At 46.8% G+C, this 16,333-nt stretch carries 10 protein-coding genes; 8 read left to right on the forward strand and 2 right to left on the reverse strand.

All coding sequences use genetic code 11. The annotated features are described in order from the left end of the window. Window positions 1-75: 75 nt before the first annotated feature. From J2X05_RS07300 to J2X05_RS07320, 5 genes are all read left to right on the forward strand, one after another. Window positions 76-2,904, forward strand: a complete 2,829-nt coding sequence (locus J2X05_RS07300) for a TonB-dependent receptor (RefSeq protein WP_310070659.1) — start codon at window positions 76-78, stop codon at window positions 2,902-2,904. A gap of 183 nt (window positions 2,905-3,087) precedes the next feature. Further along, window positions 3,088-4,695, forward strand: coding sequence for a discoidin domain-containing protein (locus J2X05_RS07305; RefSeq protein WP_310070662.1), 1,608 nt, complete (start codon window positions 3,088-3,090; stop codon window positions 4,693-4,695). Between the two features lie 83 nt (window positions 4,696-4,778). Then, window positions 4,779-7,340 (forward strand): family 20 glycosylhydrolase, encoded by a 2,562-nt coding sequence (locus J2X05_RS07310; protein ID WP_310070664.1) that lies wholly within the window; start codon window positions 4,779-4,781, stop codon window positions 7,338-7,340. Window positions 7,341-7,390: 50 nt separating this feature from the next. Next, entirely contained in the window at window positions 7,391-8,473 is a 1,083-nt protein-coding gene (locus tag J2X05_RS07315) for a hypothetical protein (RefSeq protein WP_310070668.1), read from the forward strand. A 21-nt stretch (window positions 8,474-8,494) separates the two neighbouring features. Beyond that, on the forward strand, window positions 8,495-10,087 hold the full coding sequence (locus J2X05_RS07320) for a tetratricopeptide repeat-containing sulfotransferase family protein (RefSeq protein ID WP_310070673.1): 1,593 nt from the start codon (window positions 8,495-8,497) through the stop codon (window positions 10,085-10,087). A gap of 79 nt (window positions 10,088-10,166) precedes the next feature. Here J2X05_RS07320 and J2X05_RS07325 read toward each other — a convergent pair whose 3' ends face one another. Both J2X05_RS07325 and J2X05_RS07330 read right to left on the reverse strand, forming a co-directional pair. Continuing rightward, entirely contained in the window at window positions 10,167-11,327 is a 1,161-nt protein-coding gene (locus J2X05_RS07325) for a helix-turn-helix domain-containing protein (RefSeq protein WP_310070675.1), read from the reverse strand. A 69-nt stretch (window positions 11,328-11,396) separates the two neighbouring features. After that, window positions 11,397-11,969, reverse strand: a complete 573-nt coding sequence (locus tag J2X05_RS07330) for a TMEM165/GDT1 family protein (protein WP_310070678.1) — start codon at window positions 11,967-11,969, stop codon at window positions 11,397-11,399. Window positions 11,970-12,437: 468 nt separating this feature from the next. Between J2X05_RS07330 and J2X05_RS07335 the strand changes: the two genes are divergently transcribed. The 3 genes from J2X05_RS07335 to J2X05_RS07345 are packed head-to-tail and all read left to right on the forward strand — an operon-like array spanning window position 12,438 to window position 16,291. Further along, window positions 12,438-13,745, forward strand: a complete 1,308-nt coding sequence (locus tag J2X05_RS07335; RefSeq protein WP_310070680.1) for a sensor histidine kinase — start codon at window positions 12,438-12,440, stop codon at window positions 13,743-13,745. Between the two features lie 10 nt (window positions 13,746-13,755). Next, a complete protein-coding gene (locus J2X05_RS07340; protein WP_310070681.1) occupies window positions 13,756-15,300 on the forward strand; it encodes a sigma-54-dependent transcriptional regulator in 1,545 nt (514 codons plus the stop codon). Further along, window positions 15,284-16,291, forward strand: coding sequence for a hypothetical protein (locus tag J2X05_RS07345; protein WP_310070683.1), 1,008 nt, complete (start codon window positions 15,284-15,286; stop codon window positions 16,289-16,291). Before J2X05_RS07340 ends, J2X05_RS07345 begins: the two co-directional genes overlap by 17 nt. Window positions 16,292-16,333 lie beyond the last annotated feature (42 nt).

The raw sequence follows: 16,333 nt of genomic DNA on the forward strand, positions 1-16,333 counted from the left end.
TGATCGCTCAAGCAACAAGACCACGCAGCCAATGAGAGATAACCAACGAGAAAAAGGTCCGAGGAGGACGCTGTTATGTTCATAAAATCAAGAATGTCGATGGCAGTGGTTGCAGCCATGACCTCGACACTGGCACTGGGGAGTGCTCAGGCAGCAGATACAACTGTCGATGAAAACCTGGAAGAAGTCGTGGTCACGGGTATTGCAGCGAGCCTGGGGCGCAGTATCGATAAAAAGCGTAATTCAGAATTGGTCAGCGACAGCATTACCGCTGAGGATTTGGGTAAGTTCCCCGACAACAACATCGCCGATTCATTGCAGCGTATTCCCGGTGTGGCGATTGATCGCGCGGGCGGTGAAGGGCGCTTTGTCAGCATCCGCGGTTTGGGGCCGGATTTCAGCGCAGTGTTGATCAACGGTCGCTCACCGGCAACGGAAAACGAAGACCGCGCATTCAGCTTCGATACTCTTGCTTCTGAATTGGTGCGCACGGTTGATGTATTCAAAACCTCTAACGCCGGCCTGAAAGAGGGCGGTTTGGGCGGTACTATCAATATTATTACCGCACGTCCTTTTGACTTTGATGGCTTCCATGCTGCAGGCAGCATCAAAGGTATGTATGAAGAAAACAGCGAAGACACGAGTCCACAGGCATCATTTATTGTCAGTAACACGTTTAACGATGAAAAATTGGGTGTGCTTGCATCGCTCACTTATCAAGAGCGTTCCAGCGCGAAATATACCGTTGAGAACGAACATATTTCCAAAACCACTGAAGAACCTTTTTTAAACTTCACCAATCCTTCACAGGGTTGGGCGGGCGGTTACGCTTATTCAGGTGATGGTTTGGAAGAAGATACATACCGCATCCAAAGTTTGTATGCGGGCATCACCAACGAAACCCGCGAGCGTATTGGTGGTAATTTAGTGCTGCAATTGCAGGCAACCGATGATCTGGTATTAACTGCAGATGTAATCCACTCCAAATATGATTCGTCTACATCAAAATACTCCACTGGTTCTTACATGTGGGCGCCGACTTTATCTCCGCTGAATCAAATTGATGAGCACGGTTTCTACAACGTCATCAATCACGGATATGACGCTGGCTACAATATCACCGGTTATGCGCATTTATTGACGACCACCGAGCGCCCGACAGAATCCAATGTTGGCGGTTTAAATGCGGCTTGGGATATTTCTGACGAATGGAAAATGATCGCCGATATTTCCATGTCCGATGCGATTCTCGACAACCGTGGTTTGGATCGTTTGTACATCGTTGAATTTTTGGATCGACCTGGATACATCATGACCTCCAATGGTGGTATTCCAACCCTTGAGTACGCTAATCCCGCAGCCATAACACCGGAAATGGGCAGCGCCAATATGAAAGATTTGCGCGCGCGTATTAATTCGAATGATGGTGTTTACAACAAAGCCAAAAACCACGAATTCAAATTGGATTTTGAGTGGTCTCCAGCTGATTCATTCCTGTCACAAGTGAAATTTGGTGCGAACAATACCGTTGCAGAAAAAGCGACCGAATACTGGAAAACTCCCGATTTGATTCGTCGTATGTATCACGGCCTTGCAACCCAGCAAGTCATGGATACAGATGCAGTTATTAAAGGCGTTTTAAAACCGGGCAATGTGTTTGGCGGATTAAACGGCGATGTTTACATGATTGATCCGGTTGCCTATCGCAATTGGATGGCAGAAAACATTGACGGTCGTACACGCGCAAATACACCGGCGGGTATCGCCTCAAAAGAAGCATTCCTGGCCAATGGAAGCAGTTGGGATGCCGTTAAATCCAACGATTCCTCCATCATCGAAGAAGATGTTACTTCTTTCTATTTAGAAGCTGCAGCTGATACAGATATTTTTGCAATGCCGTTGCATGTGTCGGGCGGTGTGCGTTACACCGATACTGCATTGACATCATCAGGTACTACGCAAGTATTGGTTGGGCTTGAGCGAGAAGCTGCTGAGCCGGGCAGACCACCATCACCCTGGTTGGTACAACAATTTGCGGATGCAGCAGGTACCGCTGTTGCGATGAAAAATGATTACGACAATTGGTTGCCATCGCTCAATGCGCGCCTTGAAGTTACTGAAGATTTTTATATTCGCGCTGCGTTTAGTGAGACATTGACTCGTCCAACATTAACCGCCTTGGCTCCCTACACGTCATATCAGACAACGACGACTTCAGTGCGTACGGCGCGTGGTAATAACCCGAACCTCAAACCCTTTGTATCGCAAAACCTGGACGTGTCATTTGAGTACTACTACGACGATGCGAACATGATTGCTGTGGCGTTGTATAAAAAAGATATCGACGATTTTATCGTGACCATGAGTTTGCCGGAAACCTTGGAAACGATTGTTGATGTTGAAGATCCGGCTTGGCGAACGTTTACCGTTACGCGTCCACAAAACGGTGAGTCGGCCACTATAGAAGGTGCTGAACTTAACTGGACTCACGTGTTTGAAAATGGATTTGGTTTATCCGGTAACTACACATTTGTGAACAGCGATGCGTCACTAAGTGCTGCTGGTGCAATCCAACGATTTGCGTTGCCAGGTATTAGTGACACCGGAAACGCAACGGTTTTTTACGATAAAAATGGCCTGCAATTGCGTGTTGCCTATAACTACCGCACCGAATTCCTCGGCCGTGTATCTAACGGGCCAAGTAGTGAACCTGTTCATTACGATGCCTATGGCGCGGTTGATGTCAGTGCGAGTTACGATTTCACCGACAAGATTACGGTGTTTGTTGAAGGCAGTAACGTCACCGGCGAAACCGTCAACAAATATGGCCGTTACAAAAACCAATTTATTGGTTTTGAAGATACCGGTGCTTTATACACCTTTGGTATTCGCGCCAAGCTCTAGGTTTTTGTCGTTCTTACTTAATTGTCCTTTAGTTGTGACTCCCGTTTGCCCGGCTTCGGCCGGGCCTTTTTCCCCTTTTGCCTGAAATTTGTGTTCAACAGGAAGTACTGCGTAATGGACCACATCTTTGCTGTAGATAGCGTTAATCACACAATAATGTTTGTTATCCGATAAAGGTGTTATATGAAAAAATTATTCAACCTTGGTATTTTTAAATTTCTATCGTTACTTATCACATCATCTATTTTTTGTTATTCAGTTAGCGCACAACAAACCTGTAATGCCTATGTCGGTGGCGGTTGCGCTGATATTAATGCAATGTATGTAAAGCTTGATTCAACCTCCAGAATCGCTGGCGTATTGGGTGATGCCGCAGCTGAAAATACTTTGCTCAAATTTGCGCGCGACAACGGCATCAATTACCTGATCATGTACGACCTGCAAGGATTAGTGGCCAATTCTACCCGTGCAACACAATTGGCATCGCTGATTTCCCGTGCAAAAACCCAGTATGGCGTGCAGCAAGTGGGGGCAGCATTAGCGGAATCACAATTTGGTAACAACATTGTCGATTACAACAATAGCCATGCATTTAACGAGCGAATTGATGTGCTCAATGTGGAGCGTGAATTTTGGCGTTCTACAACTAACCGAGCTGCTGAATTTGATGAAACCATCAATGTACTGAATTACTTCAAAAATCTTGGTACTGCCAATAACTTAACCACTGAAATTTATATTGGCTGGATTACCGCTACAGAAGGCGCGCGCTTGGGTGATGCAGCTGATCGTGTATTGGTACATTTTTATCGCCAGACCGATACGGAAATTATTAATTACGGTATAGAGCGTTTGCAGTACCTCGCTGGTGCCAGCCGCAAAGTGAACATAGCGCCCATTTTTTCCAATGAAGGCCCAACAACTACTGACGATGCCGAAACCTATTTTATGGGCAACTGGTTGGCAACCAACCCGAATGATAAAGCGTTTAAAAGTTGGATTACCGGCTACAACGCACTGAATGCCACCTGGAAAAATAATCTTCAAGTCGTGGGTTCCAATTGGTTTTTATACAATCATTTTCCCGCTATTTACGCTGCTAAACCCAATCACATTACCAGCAATCCCACCAATCAAACTGCCTGCGCTGGTCAGTCGCGCACTTTTACTGTCGCGAGTTCTGCTACCAACAAAAGTTATTGCTGGATGAAAAATGGCAAGTGCTTGATTGATGGTGGAAACATTGCTGGCGCACGCACGGCATCGCTCACTGTTTCCAACATCAGTGCAGCAGATGTGGGTAATTATGCGGCCCGGGTTATTAGTTACGATGCAAATAATCCCACCAGTTTTACCTCAACCAATGCGAGCTTAAGCGTAGGCGGTAGCTGCGGTGGTTCTGGAACAAATCGCGCGCTGAATAAATCGGTTACGGCATCTTCATTTATCGCAGCGGGTTATGAACCGGCAAAAGTAGTTGACGGCAATACCACCACAACCCGCTGGGCAAGTGCTTATTCCGGCTCACAATGGATTCAGGTTGATCTGGGTGCTTCATACAGCATTACCCGGGTGAAATTAACCTGGGAAGCCGCTTACGCAACGGCTTATCAAATCCAGATTTCTACTAATGGCAATAACTGGACAACACTGCGTTCAGTTACGGGAAATACAGCGCTGGTCAATGACCAAACCGGCCTAAGTGGCACGGGGCGTTATGTCCGCATCAACGGCACAGCGAAGGCATTGCCTGCCTGGGGCTTCTCGCTGTTTGAGTTGGAAGTCTATTGATTCGTTACAGACTGCCTCTGTGAGGCAGTCATTTTTATTGTTAATCAAACCCCAGGGTTTGATGTGGTAGAGGTATTAGCACTATGTGGAAAAAATATTTATCAGTTGCAGGGCTTGTTCTTATTGCGGGTCAGGTGTGCGCGGGGTCGCTTTCATCGGCGGATTTAAGGGTGTTTGCCCAAAACGCGGAATTGCGCTTTGGCACAGTCAGTAATTTTGGCCGCGAAGGTGCTTTTACTGCGCAAGTGACTATCAATAATAATTCCTCCCTGGCCTTACCAAAAGGAGAGGGAAATTGGAGAATTTATATTCACTCGGTCAAACGCATATTGTCGAGTGACTCCGCCGAATTTACCTTTAAGCATCTGCAAGGTGATCTTTATGAGCTTTCGCCCACTGATAAATTCCCGGGTTTAACATCTGGAAAATCCTTGCGGTTTCCCTATGTGGCACGTGGCCACATCGTGAGTTACAGCGATTTTATGCCGCGCGCATTTATTGCCAATACCGCAGGGGATGCAGCCGTATTTGCCAATACCGATACTGAAAACCTTGAAGCTTTTGTTGATCCCTTTATTAAGCCAGAACAATTTTTACGTTTTGATACGCCTAAAGACTTTTATTCCGTTGTAACCACCAAGAGCCGTTATCACACCAATATGGCGATTAACCAATTGGATGTAGATACTGAACACGTAAAGATAGTTCCGACACCCAAAAATGTAACCTACAGCAAGGGCAGCGCACAAATTGATAATCGCTGGGTGATTATTGAAGTTGGTGGCCTTGCGTTTGAATCCGGTTATTTGCAGCAGCGGTTGCATGATGCAGGCTTGTCGCTTGAAAAAAGAGTATCTACCAACATTCCCAAACAACAAGTTATCGCACTCAGTGTTGATAAAAAACTCGCGGATTCTGCAGCCTATGAGCTAAATATTACCAGCGAAAAAATTACCGTTTCAGCCGGTACCGCGACGGGTGTGTTTTACGGAGTACAAAGTTTATTGAGTCTGTTGCCAGTAGAAAAAGCAACCGTGCAATCAGTGCCTGCGCTGCGGGTATTTGATGAGCCGCGGGCGGAATGGCGCGGCATGCATTACGATCTTGCACGTAATTTTCACGGCAAAGAAGCCGTGCTGTCGCTGGTTGAACAAATGGGGCGTTACAAACTTAATAAGCTGCATTTGCATTTGACGGAAGACGAAGGTTGGCGAATTGAAATTCCCGGCTTGCCGGAATTAACCGAAGTAGGTGCATTCCGCTGTTTCGATTTAACCGAAACAACCTGCTTGATGACGCAATTGGGTAATGGCCCGAGTAAATCAGCAGCTGGCAATGGCTATTTAACGGCAGCAGATTTTACTGACATTATTAAATTCGCAGCGCAGCGGCATATTGATGTTATCCCGGAAATAGATATGCCCGGCCATTCCCGCGCTGCCATTAAATCCATGGAGGCACGCTATAAAAAGTTAATGGCATCTGGTCAAAAAGCCGCTGCAGAGCAATATCTACTGAGTGATCCACAGGACAAATCCCGCTACATGTCGGTGCAAAGTTATTCGGATAACGCAGCCAACGTCTGCTTGCCATCCACCTATGAATTTATTGAAAAGGTGACTTACGAACTGCAACAAATGTATCGCAAAGCAGGGCAAAAACTGACGGTATTCCACATGGGTGGCGATGAAGTCGGTGCAGGTGCTTGGACTTCATCACCCGCGTGTGCTCAATTATTTGCCAACAATGATAAAGGCGTAGCCGGTGTAGCTGACCTTAAACCCTATTTTGTCCAACGTGTTTCTGAAATGACCAACAAACGTGGCCTCGATTTGATGGGTTGGGAAGACGGTTTGATGTACGACCCGAACAATACCTTTAACCGCAACCAATTATTCAATAAACGCGTGATCGCCAATGCTTGGGACAATATCTGGGAGGCCGGTGTCGCTGACCGTGCGCATCGTTTAGCCAATAACGGTTACGATGTTGTTATTTCCGGTGCAACACATTTGTATTTTGATCACCCACATGAAGCCAGTGCAGGGGAGCGCGGCTACCACTGGGCAACACGTTATACCGATCTCGCAAAAGTATTTGGTTTTATGCCAGATAATCTTTACGCCAATGCCGATAGGACATTTATTGGAAATGAAATAACCAATTTAAATGGCTTGGTTGGCCGCATTCTTCCACCGCTGAAAAAACCCGGGCATGTTCTGGGTATGCAAGGGCAGGTGTGGACTGAAACCATCAGGACTGCAGAACAATTACAAACCATGATTTTCCCGCGTGTAATTGTATTGGCAGAGCGCGCATGGTTTAAGGCGGAGTGGGAAAGTGATAGTCCTGATGTGAGCAAACGCGCTACTGATTGGCGAGAGTTCGCGGCCACCTTGGTTGCAAAAGAGTTACCCAAATTGGAACAGTCAGGCGTTAAATTTTATTTGCCACCCCCCGGCGGTATTCGCGTTAACAACCAGCTAAGTGCTAATTCATCGTTACCCGGAATTGGTATCGAGTACAGCCTTAATAACGGTAAAGATTGGGTTCAGTATCAAGATAAAGTGGATGTAGGGACAGGGCAAGTATTGCTGCGCAGCCGCTTACATTCCGTGGTAAGCAATATAGCGACTGTTGATTAGGGTATTGGCTATACAGCCGCTTCCGGGAAAATTATTGAAAGGTTTTTATAATGTTACGCAATTTATGTATTTCTAGTTTTATTCTTGCATTGGTGTCCTGCGGTGGCGGTTCCTCTGCAATAAAAAATACCAATAGCAGTGGCGACTCTGTTGTTGGATCAAGTGCTTCATCAAACGCTTCATCTAAGATAGTAACGAATACGAGTTCAGCAGCAGAAGCAAGTGCATCCAGCGCGGAAGTTTCAAGCTCTAATTCCTCAATTGCATCATCAGCTCAAGGTAGTGAACCACAAAACGATCAACTATACGGTATGTATGTTTCCCTTAATACTGGGCGCACTAATGCATTGTTGGGTAATGTTGAGCGTGAAGATCAATTTATAAAATTTGTGCGTGATAATGGATTTAACTATCTCATTTTTTATGATTTGGAAGGCCTTAATCCAACCTCAACCACCGCTAAACAGTTTGCTGCGTTGGTCAGCCGCGCTAAATTAACTGCCGGAGTTAAAAGCGTCGCCGCTGCAGTAGGTCATATTAGCGAGGCCGATACAGTTGTGGCCTACAATCAGGGGCGCCCTGAATCCGAACGTATCAACGTATTGAATGTGGAGTACGAGTTCTGGAATATGCCTGATCGGGCCACTGCATTTAACAATACGATTGCGATGTTAGAACATTTTAAATCCGTCGGCATGGTGCATGATTTGCAAACGGAAATTTATGTTGGTTGGATTAATGCAAATGAAGCCGTTAGGTTGGGAAATGTTACCGACCGGATTTTAGTGCACTATTACATGCAGACGGATGTGACTATTATCAATTACGGCCTTGAGCGTCTTGAGTGGCTATCTGCCGCTAGCCGCAAGGTAAAAATTGCGCCCATTTTCTCCAACGAAGGCCCAAAAAACACCAACGATATTCCGTTTATGGGATGTTGGCTGGAAAAGAATCCACATCAGCAGGCTTATAAATCCTGGCGCGAACAGTATGATGCACTCAATAAGCCATGGAAGGAAAATATCGAGGTCGTTGGTGCTACCTGGTTTATTTATGATAAGTTCCTGGATGTAAAAAACCTGAATGGCAATCAATCGGGCGGAGTTATTTCCAATGGTTGTGACGTCCAGTAATTTTGAAAGAATGGCGATTGTATGGTTGTAGTCGATAATGAACATGAACAAATGCTGATTCAGGATTCGGCGCGCCTTGCTTTGCTGCAAGGCGACTACCGCAATGCGTTTCAATTATTGACTGATGCCGTTAGTCGTTATCCAAACTGGGCAGGTGCTTATTTTTTGCTGAGCCGCATTGCCTATGATTTCAAAAACCATCTCAAAGAAGTTGAGATGCTTACCCATGCTTACCACCTTGAGCCGGATAAACTGGAATACACGGTGTATTTGGCTCGTGCACAGGTGCTTGCTGGAAATACAAGTGATGCTGTGTATTTGTTGGCACGTGCAGAGCGGTTGGAAAACCATACGGCAGAAGTGTTGGATGTGATGGGTGTTACTTATAATCGGCTGTGCATGTACGAGCAAGCGGCGACTTGTTTTAAAAAGGCTATCGCGTTTGGGCAAGCACAACCTGGTCTTTTTTTTAATCTTGCCTCGTCACTAAAATTTTGTGGTGACTTTGCAGGTGCACGTTCCGCTTATGAAAGTGCTATCGAATTAAAACCCGATTATTACAAAGCACATGCCGCGTTAACCAGCTTGGGTGGCATTACATCAGAAACTAATCACATTGCCCGCTTACGTGAACTCTTGCCCACAGCAACAGATCCTGACGATAGTTTATGCATCGCTCATGCGCTTTCCAAAGAACTTGAGTCATTAAAGTGTTTTGATGAATCCATGGTAGTGCTGGCACAAGCAAAGCAGAAAATGACTAAAAAGCTCGCCTATCAGTTTGCACGGGATCAGGATATTTTTGCACGATTGATGCAGCATTTTTCAGCAAAACCGCTAGTATTAAATAATGGATATGCAAATGCGCGAGCGATTTTTGTTGTTGGAATGCCGCGCACGGGCACCACACTGGTTGAGCGTATTATCTCAAACCATAGCCAGGTGGCCACAGGCGGCGAGCTGTATAATTTTTCGGTGGCGCTAAAGCTTCAACTCAATTCAACCAGAAATGAATTTATTGATAGCGATTTTATTAACCGGTTGGGCGGGGTGGATCTTGCAGCATTGGGGCGTGAATATATCGCCAGCACGGATTATTTGTTGGCGGGCAAGCGTTATTTAGTGGATAAATTGCCGTTGAATATACTCTATGCCGGTTTAATTATCGCGGCCTTGCCCGAAGCAAAAATTGTCTGCCTTGACCGTAATCCGCTCGACACTGTCGTCAGTAATTATCGTCAACTGTTCAGCTTCCATGATTCCACCTTTGGATACACCTTGAATCTTGAAGATGCCGCGCGCTATTACGTGGAGTTCAAACGTTTGGTTGACCACTGGCAAACGCTTTACCCCAATAATTTTTATGTGGTTAATTATGAATCCCTAGTGGCTAACCCTAATGGCGAAATTAAAACACTATTAGGTTTTTGTAGTCTGGAGTGGGAGGAGGCCTGTTTGGCCGTAGAGAAGAATAGCAAGCCAGTTGCTACGGCTAGCGCAGTGCAAGTCCGGCAACCGATTTCAGCGGCAAGTGTTGGGCAATGGAAACATTATGCGGCTTATCTTGAACCTGCAATTGCGATATTAACTGATGCTGGTCTTTTGCCTAAATAATGGCAAATCAATGGATAGTTATATTGTCGTCATACCCGCATACGCGGGTATCCATAAAAACAGCCTCAAGTGCTGAACACTACTCCTGCGCAAAATGTGCTTTACGCAATGCCTCGCGGCGGAATTCTGTTGGTGATGTACCGGTCAACCGTTTGAAGAAGCGTTGGAATGCCGATTTACTGTTAAAGCCCGACTCTAACAAAATATCCATAATGGTCATGTCTTTGTATTTTTCATCGGCGAGAAAACGTTTGGATTCTTCAATGCGGTAGGAATTAACAAACTCAAAAAAGTTCGTACCAAAAGCTTTGTTGATAGCAAAAGAGACATCCCGGTAGGGCACCCCGATTTTTGCTGAAAACTGCTCGACGTTAAGGCTTTGGTTAAGGTAAAGCTTTTGGTTGACTATGCCGTCCATAATCTTGCTGATGGTGGAATCCAGCGGTTTGGTGTCTACCAGTGCAGCAGATTCTTTCGGATCATCAAACTCCTCTTCTTCCTTGGTGGTAGTGAGGTTTTGCGCATGGGAAATACTGTAATAGAAGAGTGCGATCAATAAAATAAAGTTCAGGTAGTTATCGGTAACACCAAACGGCAAACGATAGAAATAGGCAAGTATGCTTAGGGAGAGCGTCCACACACCGGCTAATACAAAACCCAGGGTTAAATAATACAACCACCAGAGAGCAGTTTCATTTACGTCGGAATGTTGTTGGCGCAGCATTTTGTGATAGTGCCAAACAGTAAAGGTTGCAGCGATGAAATATCCCAGTGGAATAATTTTCAGCGAATACCAAAGGCTGTCTATGACTTGATAGAGCAGTGCATCCATACCAAAGGTGTCGAGTTTCAGCCGGTTGATATTAATATCGAAACTGGATATCACCAGGATGGCGATGAGCATCGGTGTTAAATGCAAAAGATGGATGCGTTTTAATTGGAAATTTTCTTCCGTAATACTGCGCACATACAGTAACAGCAAAGGCGCTTTTAACAGCATGGAGCAGCAATAGAAGTAGGGCACCAGTGTTGCGCTCAGGGTCGATTGTGGAATGTATTCATTCCAGATCAACATAATGCCGATATCGGATAATGTGAGGCTCAAGAAAAAACTGGCTAATAATGCTTTGGTGAGTTTTTTCTTGGCGGGTAAGATGGGTTGGAATAAGGCCAGAATTAAACTCAAACCTATCGCCAGAATGAGAATAATATCGTTTAAATTAAAAATAGGAGTAATCATTAATCTCTGGCCTGACGTGACGACTATGGTGACTGTGCCACCATAGTACATCAGGTTTAGCGAATCAACTCAGCCCATTCCTATCAGCGTTGCAATTCCCAACCCGATAAATAAAACGCAGGCGGCTTTGTGTGCAACACCGAGTGGCAATTTATCCATTAACCATTTTCCTGCAAAAATAACCGGCACGTTTGCCAGCAACATGCCGAGTGTTGTTCCGGCAATAACGGCACAGGTCATCCACATATCTGCATTGTATTTGGCCGCGAGTATGACGGTGGCGATTTGGGTTTTATCGCCAATCTCTGCCAGAAAAAATAACACCAGCGTTGCAACAAAGGGGCCGTAGTTAGCAAAGCGGCCCATGTCGTCATCTTCTTTATCGGGAATTAATAACCAAAGGCCGATAGCAAAAAAACTGCCCGCAATAATCCAGCGAATCCACTCGGCGGGAATCACATCTGCCAAAACAGTTCCGAGCCAGGCCGAGATTGCATGGTTAACGATGGTGGCGACTATTACACCCAAGCTGATGATGTAGGGGCGGCCATAGCGCGCAGCGAGGAAGAGTGCGAGCAATTGAGTTTTATCGCCAATTTCTGCGATGGCGACAGCGAAGGTTGAGCTGAGAAAGGCTTCCATAAAATTTACCAGGGCGGGATGAATAACATGAGATACAACCGCAGTCCCGCCGGGGCCACAGTGGTATCTCAGGTCTCATCAATCCGATGTGTGCTGTAAGCACAACAGAGGACGCTTTTGCCATGCCGTAAATGCGCTCTTGAAGGAAGAGTGCGGCAAGTTTGTTGACAAAAGCGCTCAGCATTTACGGGTACAGGCATCGCAATGCTGGAGCAGATTACTCCCCCGAGAGGGTTCGCGCATTATAAGGATGCATGATTAATGCGACAACCTGAAAATCCCGCGCAAGCCAAATGTTTGACTTTTGTTGCGTCTAATTAGTTGTAAGTATATGAAAAATAACAACTAAATATTTTGGCATCCAGCTTGCAATTAACCCCTCAAGCAAGCCTTTAACGACAAATATCCGTTGTTTTATTGACGGTTTGGTTTTTCGGGCAGGGCAAGAGTTGTGCAACAGGGGTTTTTATGACGCAAGCAGTTTCCAATGTGATCAAGGTCGGCGGCACGGCTAAAGCGCGCGCTGGCCTACTGGCTGCCAATTCGGATGAGCCTTTGGCGGCACTGCCGATGGAGAAGGCGCTCAGTGAAAAAGGCCAGGATCTCAAAAGTGCGTTTGAGCTGTTTAACCAGATGTCTGAACAGCTTGCGGATTCCTATCACCTGTTGGAAAACCGCGTTGCTGAATTAAATGAAGAACTGTCCAGCCTTAGTGACCGCCGCTTGCAGGAATTGGCGGAAAAAGAAAAATTAGCTAATCGTCTTGAAAGCCTGCTGAATTTTTTACCCGGTGGTGTGGTGGTATTGGATTCCTCCGGCCGCGTGTCTGAATCAAACCCCGCTGCGATTGAATTACTGGGCGAACCGTTGCAAGGCGAATTGTGGCGCGAAGTGATCGCACGCTGTTTTGCACCGCGTCAGGATGACGGCCACGAAGTGTCATTGCGCGATGGCCGCCTCATTAGTATTCAAACCCGCAACCTGGGTGCTGATGGTCAAATTATTTTACTCACCGATCAAACTGAAACCCGTCGTTTGCAGGGCGAATTAAGTCGCCATGAGCGTTTATCTGCATTAGGCAAAATGATGGGCGCACTCGCGCATCAAATCCGCACGCCTTTATCGTCTGCCATGTTATACGCCGGCCATTTGTGCAGCGGCAAGTTGGATGATGCGCGTCGCCAACAATTTTCAGAAAAAATTCTCGGGCGTTTGAACAATATCGAGCGTCAGGTGCAAGACATGCTTTTCTATGTGAAGGGCGAGCTTGCGCTGAACGATGTGATCAGCGTTGCGCAATTGCAGTCTGAATTGGCAGAGGCAATGGAAGTCCCGTTGATGACCAGCGAATCCACCTGCGATTGGATTATCAATTGCCGCGAACGTTACATCCAATGCAATCGCGATGCATTAATTGGCGCGTTGTTAAATCTGGTCAATAACGCGATTCAAGCAGTAGACCGCAAAGCGGCGCTGCGCATTGAATTCAATCTCTATCCACAAACCCTGAATGATTCAACACTCAGCGCGCAGCTCGCATCTGAAGAGCAGCGTTTATGGATTCGCGTGTGCGATAAGGGGCCTGGAATGTCTGCCGAGTTGCTCAAATCCGTAGGGGATTTATTTGTCACCACCAAAGCGCAAGGTACTGGCTTGGGGTTAAGTGTAGTGAAAGCCGTTGCGCGTGCGCATCACGGAAAATTTTTATTGCAATCAACAGTAGGCAAAGGGACTTGTGCAAGTCTGCTGTTGCCGTTCGCGAATTTTACATCTTAGGGGAATAATCATGGCGTTAGCATTGCAACAAGCTGATTTTGAAAATGCGATCAAGGTATTGGTTGTTGAAGATGACAACAATCTCCGCGAGGCGTTAACAGACACGCTGCAATTAGCCGATTATTCGGTAATTGCCGTCAGTAGTGGCGAAGAGGCGCTAAAAGAGTTAGCACTTTATGGCGATATCCGCATGATTGTTTCCGATGTCAATATGGGCGCAATGAGCGGCCATGATTTACTGCGCTGCGTGAAGCAAGAATATCCACAAATTCCCATGATGCTGATTACCGCTTATGCCAGCATTGCTGAATCCGTGAATGCGATGAAGCAGGGCGCCGTCGATTATTTGGTGAAGCCCTTTGAACCACAAACCCTGGTAGAAACCGTAGCGCGTCACCTGGGCGTAGCACAAATTGAGGGTGACGAACCCGTTGCTATGGCGCAGTCCAGCAAACAATTATTGCAACTCGCCCGCCGTGTAGCGCAATCAGATTCAACCGTATTGGTAGTAGGCGAATCAGGCACCGGTAAAGAAGTGCTCGCACGTTATATTCACGACCATTCATCGCGCCGCAATCAACCGTTTATTGCGATTAACTGCGCGGCTATTCCAGAAAATATGTTGGAAGCCATGTTGTTCGGCCATGAAAAGGGCGCCTACACCGGCGCGCACACCAGCAGCCCCGGTAAATTTGAGCAAGCAAACGGCGGTACTTTGTTGCTCGATGAAATTTCCGAAATGGATATTGGTTTGCAAGCGAAATTATTGCGCGTATTGCAGGAGCGCGAAGTAGAGCGTTTGGGCGGCCGCAAGACCATTAAATTAAATGTGCGTGTGATTGCCACATCCAACCGCAATATGCGCAGCGATGTTGTGGCCGGAAAATTCCGTGAAGACTTGTACTACCGCTTGAGCGTATTGCCACTGCAATGGGCACCGTTACGTGATCGCGCAGAGGATATTATTCCGCTCGCCGAAAAAATCTTGCAAAAACACGCACAAAAACAAAATCGTCGCGGCGTCAGTTTGTCGGCATCTGCACAGCAAATGCTGCTCGCCTATCCATGGCCGGGCAATGTGCGCGAGCTGGACAATATTATGCAGCGCGCGTTAATTTTGCAGGAAGGCAAATCCATCCAGGCGGATGATTTGGGTTTGGGCGCAAACGGCCCATATTCACAAAGCCCTGCGCACTACAGCCAAAAACCGAATTTGTTAGAGGCCGCGCAAGCTGTTAACCCCGGGACCGATTTTGATTCCAATGGTGAATCATCTTTTGCGGCACAAGCCTATGCCCGCGCCAGCCAATTTCCTGTCGGCGGAATCGCTGATAATATCGCGCTGATCAGCAACCAACCTGTGCATCACTCATCGCTAAATAACCCGGCGCTGGGCAATGACCTTAAACAGCGCGAATACGAAATCATCATGAACACCCTGCGCAATGAACGCGGCAGCCGCAAAAATACGGCAGAGCGTTTGGGCATTAGCGCGCGTACCCTGCGTTATAAAATCGCGCGGTTGCGTGAAGAGGGGTATGAAATTACGGAGTGAGAAAATTCAACACCTTAAATGCCTGTGTTGCATCCTGCTTGTTTGCACTCTCGTCGGATGCGGAAGACCAGCCGGTTATCCCGATGCTTGGGCCGCGCCCGACAAAGGCTGGTTTTTTAATCGACTCAATGGCTGCCCGGACATGCGCGGCCAATACGATGGCGCAAACGAAAACCTGGTAGCCTCACTGATCGGCATGGACAGCATCCGCATGCGCGAACGTTTCGTTGAGCAACGCGTTGAAGTCCGTCAACCGGACGATGGTGCATGGATTGAGTTTGAGTTTTCCATCAATGAAGCTGGTGTTGAACAACTCGCCGCAGGCGGTGCGAGGCGCATTATCGATGGCTCGTACCGCAAAATCCGCTACCTGCGTAACCATGATTATTACTGCCGTGACGGATTTATAGTGCGCGACGGCGTTGAAAAAAAGCATGTGTACATCGGTAAAGACGGCGACAAGGGTTTAATTGTCGGCGAAGAATCCGTCGTAAAAAATTCCATCGGCTGGGGCGACAGCCCATCAATCGATTTACCTGATGGTCTACGCACACGCTGGCTCCGCTACCCTCATCGCGATCCCGCTCGCGATGCACTTTTTCTCCAGCAAGGTCATGTACAACTCAGCCGCGCCGAGTGGTTGAATCGCGATTCAGTGCCGGTTTACATCTACAGCTTCGCAGTTTCACCTGTCTGCATTCGTTTGCAATATCAATATAGCGCCGAGCATTTTACCGAACACTTTGTTGCATCACCCAGTGAACTATGCCCCAAGCCTTGGGGAGAACTCCACGTCGGCGACAGCATAATTGTGCAAATGGAATTTCCCGAATACCCCGACAGCGTTGATAGCTACCATTTGCAAATACGCCCCGCAAACTCATCTATTGGCAAAGAAGCCAGCATAGTGATTACCGATGCAAGGCTTTTGCCGGTCCAGAAAAATGCGCCTGCGTTGAAGTTAAATGCAACTGATATGCGGGTGCCCTAGTGATCCAACAGCTCTGTTGGTGATTTTGAATCTGTCGTTTTT

Origin of the sequence: Cellvibrio fibrivorans, from assembly GCF_031457055.1 — a bacterium.
Classification (GTDB): domain Bacteria; phylum Pseudomonadota; class Gammaproteobacteria; order Pseudomonadales; family Cellvibrionaceae; genus Cellvibrio; species Cellvibrio fibrivorans.

Bases quoted from the DNA above. Each gene is read 5' to 3' on its own strand.
- J2X05_RS07320 (WP_310070673.1), top strand. From the start codon at position 8,495: ATGGTTGTAGTCGATAATGAACATGAACAAATGCTGATTCAGGATTCG.
- J2X05_RS07330 (WP_310070678.1), bottom strand. From the start codon at position 11,969: ATGGAAGCCTTTCTCAGCTCAACCTTCGCTGTCGCCATCGCAGAAATT.
- J2X05_RS07340 (WP_310070681.1), top strand. From the start codon at position 13,756: ATGGCGTTAGCATTGCAACAAGCTGATTTTGAAAATGCGATCAAGGTA.
- J2X05_RS07345 (WP_310070683.1), top strand. From the start codon at position 15,284: ATGAAATTACGGAGTGAGAAAATTCAACACCTTAAATGCCTGTGTTGC.
- J2X05_RS07300 (WP_310070659.1), top strand. From the start codon at position 76: ATGTTCATAAAATCAAGAATGTCGATGGCAGTGGTTGCAGCCATGACC.
- J2X05_RS07310 (WP_310070664.1), top strand. From the start codon at position 4,779: ATGTGGAAAAAATATTTATCAGTTGCAGGGCTTGTTCTTATTGCGGGT.
- J2X05_RS07325 (WP_310070675.1), bottom strand. From the start codon at position 11,327: ATGATTACTCCTATTTTTAATTTAAACGATATTATTCTCATTCTGGCG.
- J2X05_RS07305 (WP_310070662.1), top strand. From the start codon at position 3,088: ATGAAAAAATTATTCAACCTTGGTATTTTTAAATTTCTATCGTTACTT.
- J2X05_RS07335 (WP_310070680.1), top strand. From the start codon at position 12,438: ATGACGCAAGCAGTTTCCAATGTGATCAAGGTCGGCGGCACGGCTAAA.
- J2X05_RS07315 (WP_310070668.1), top strand. From the start codon at position 7,391: ATGTTACGCAATTTATGTATTTCTAGTTTTATTCTTGCATTGGTGTCC.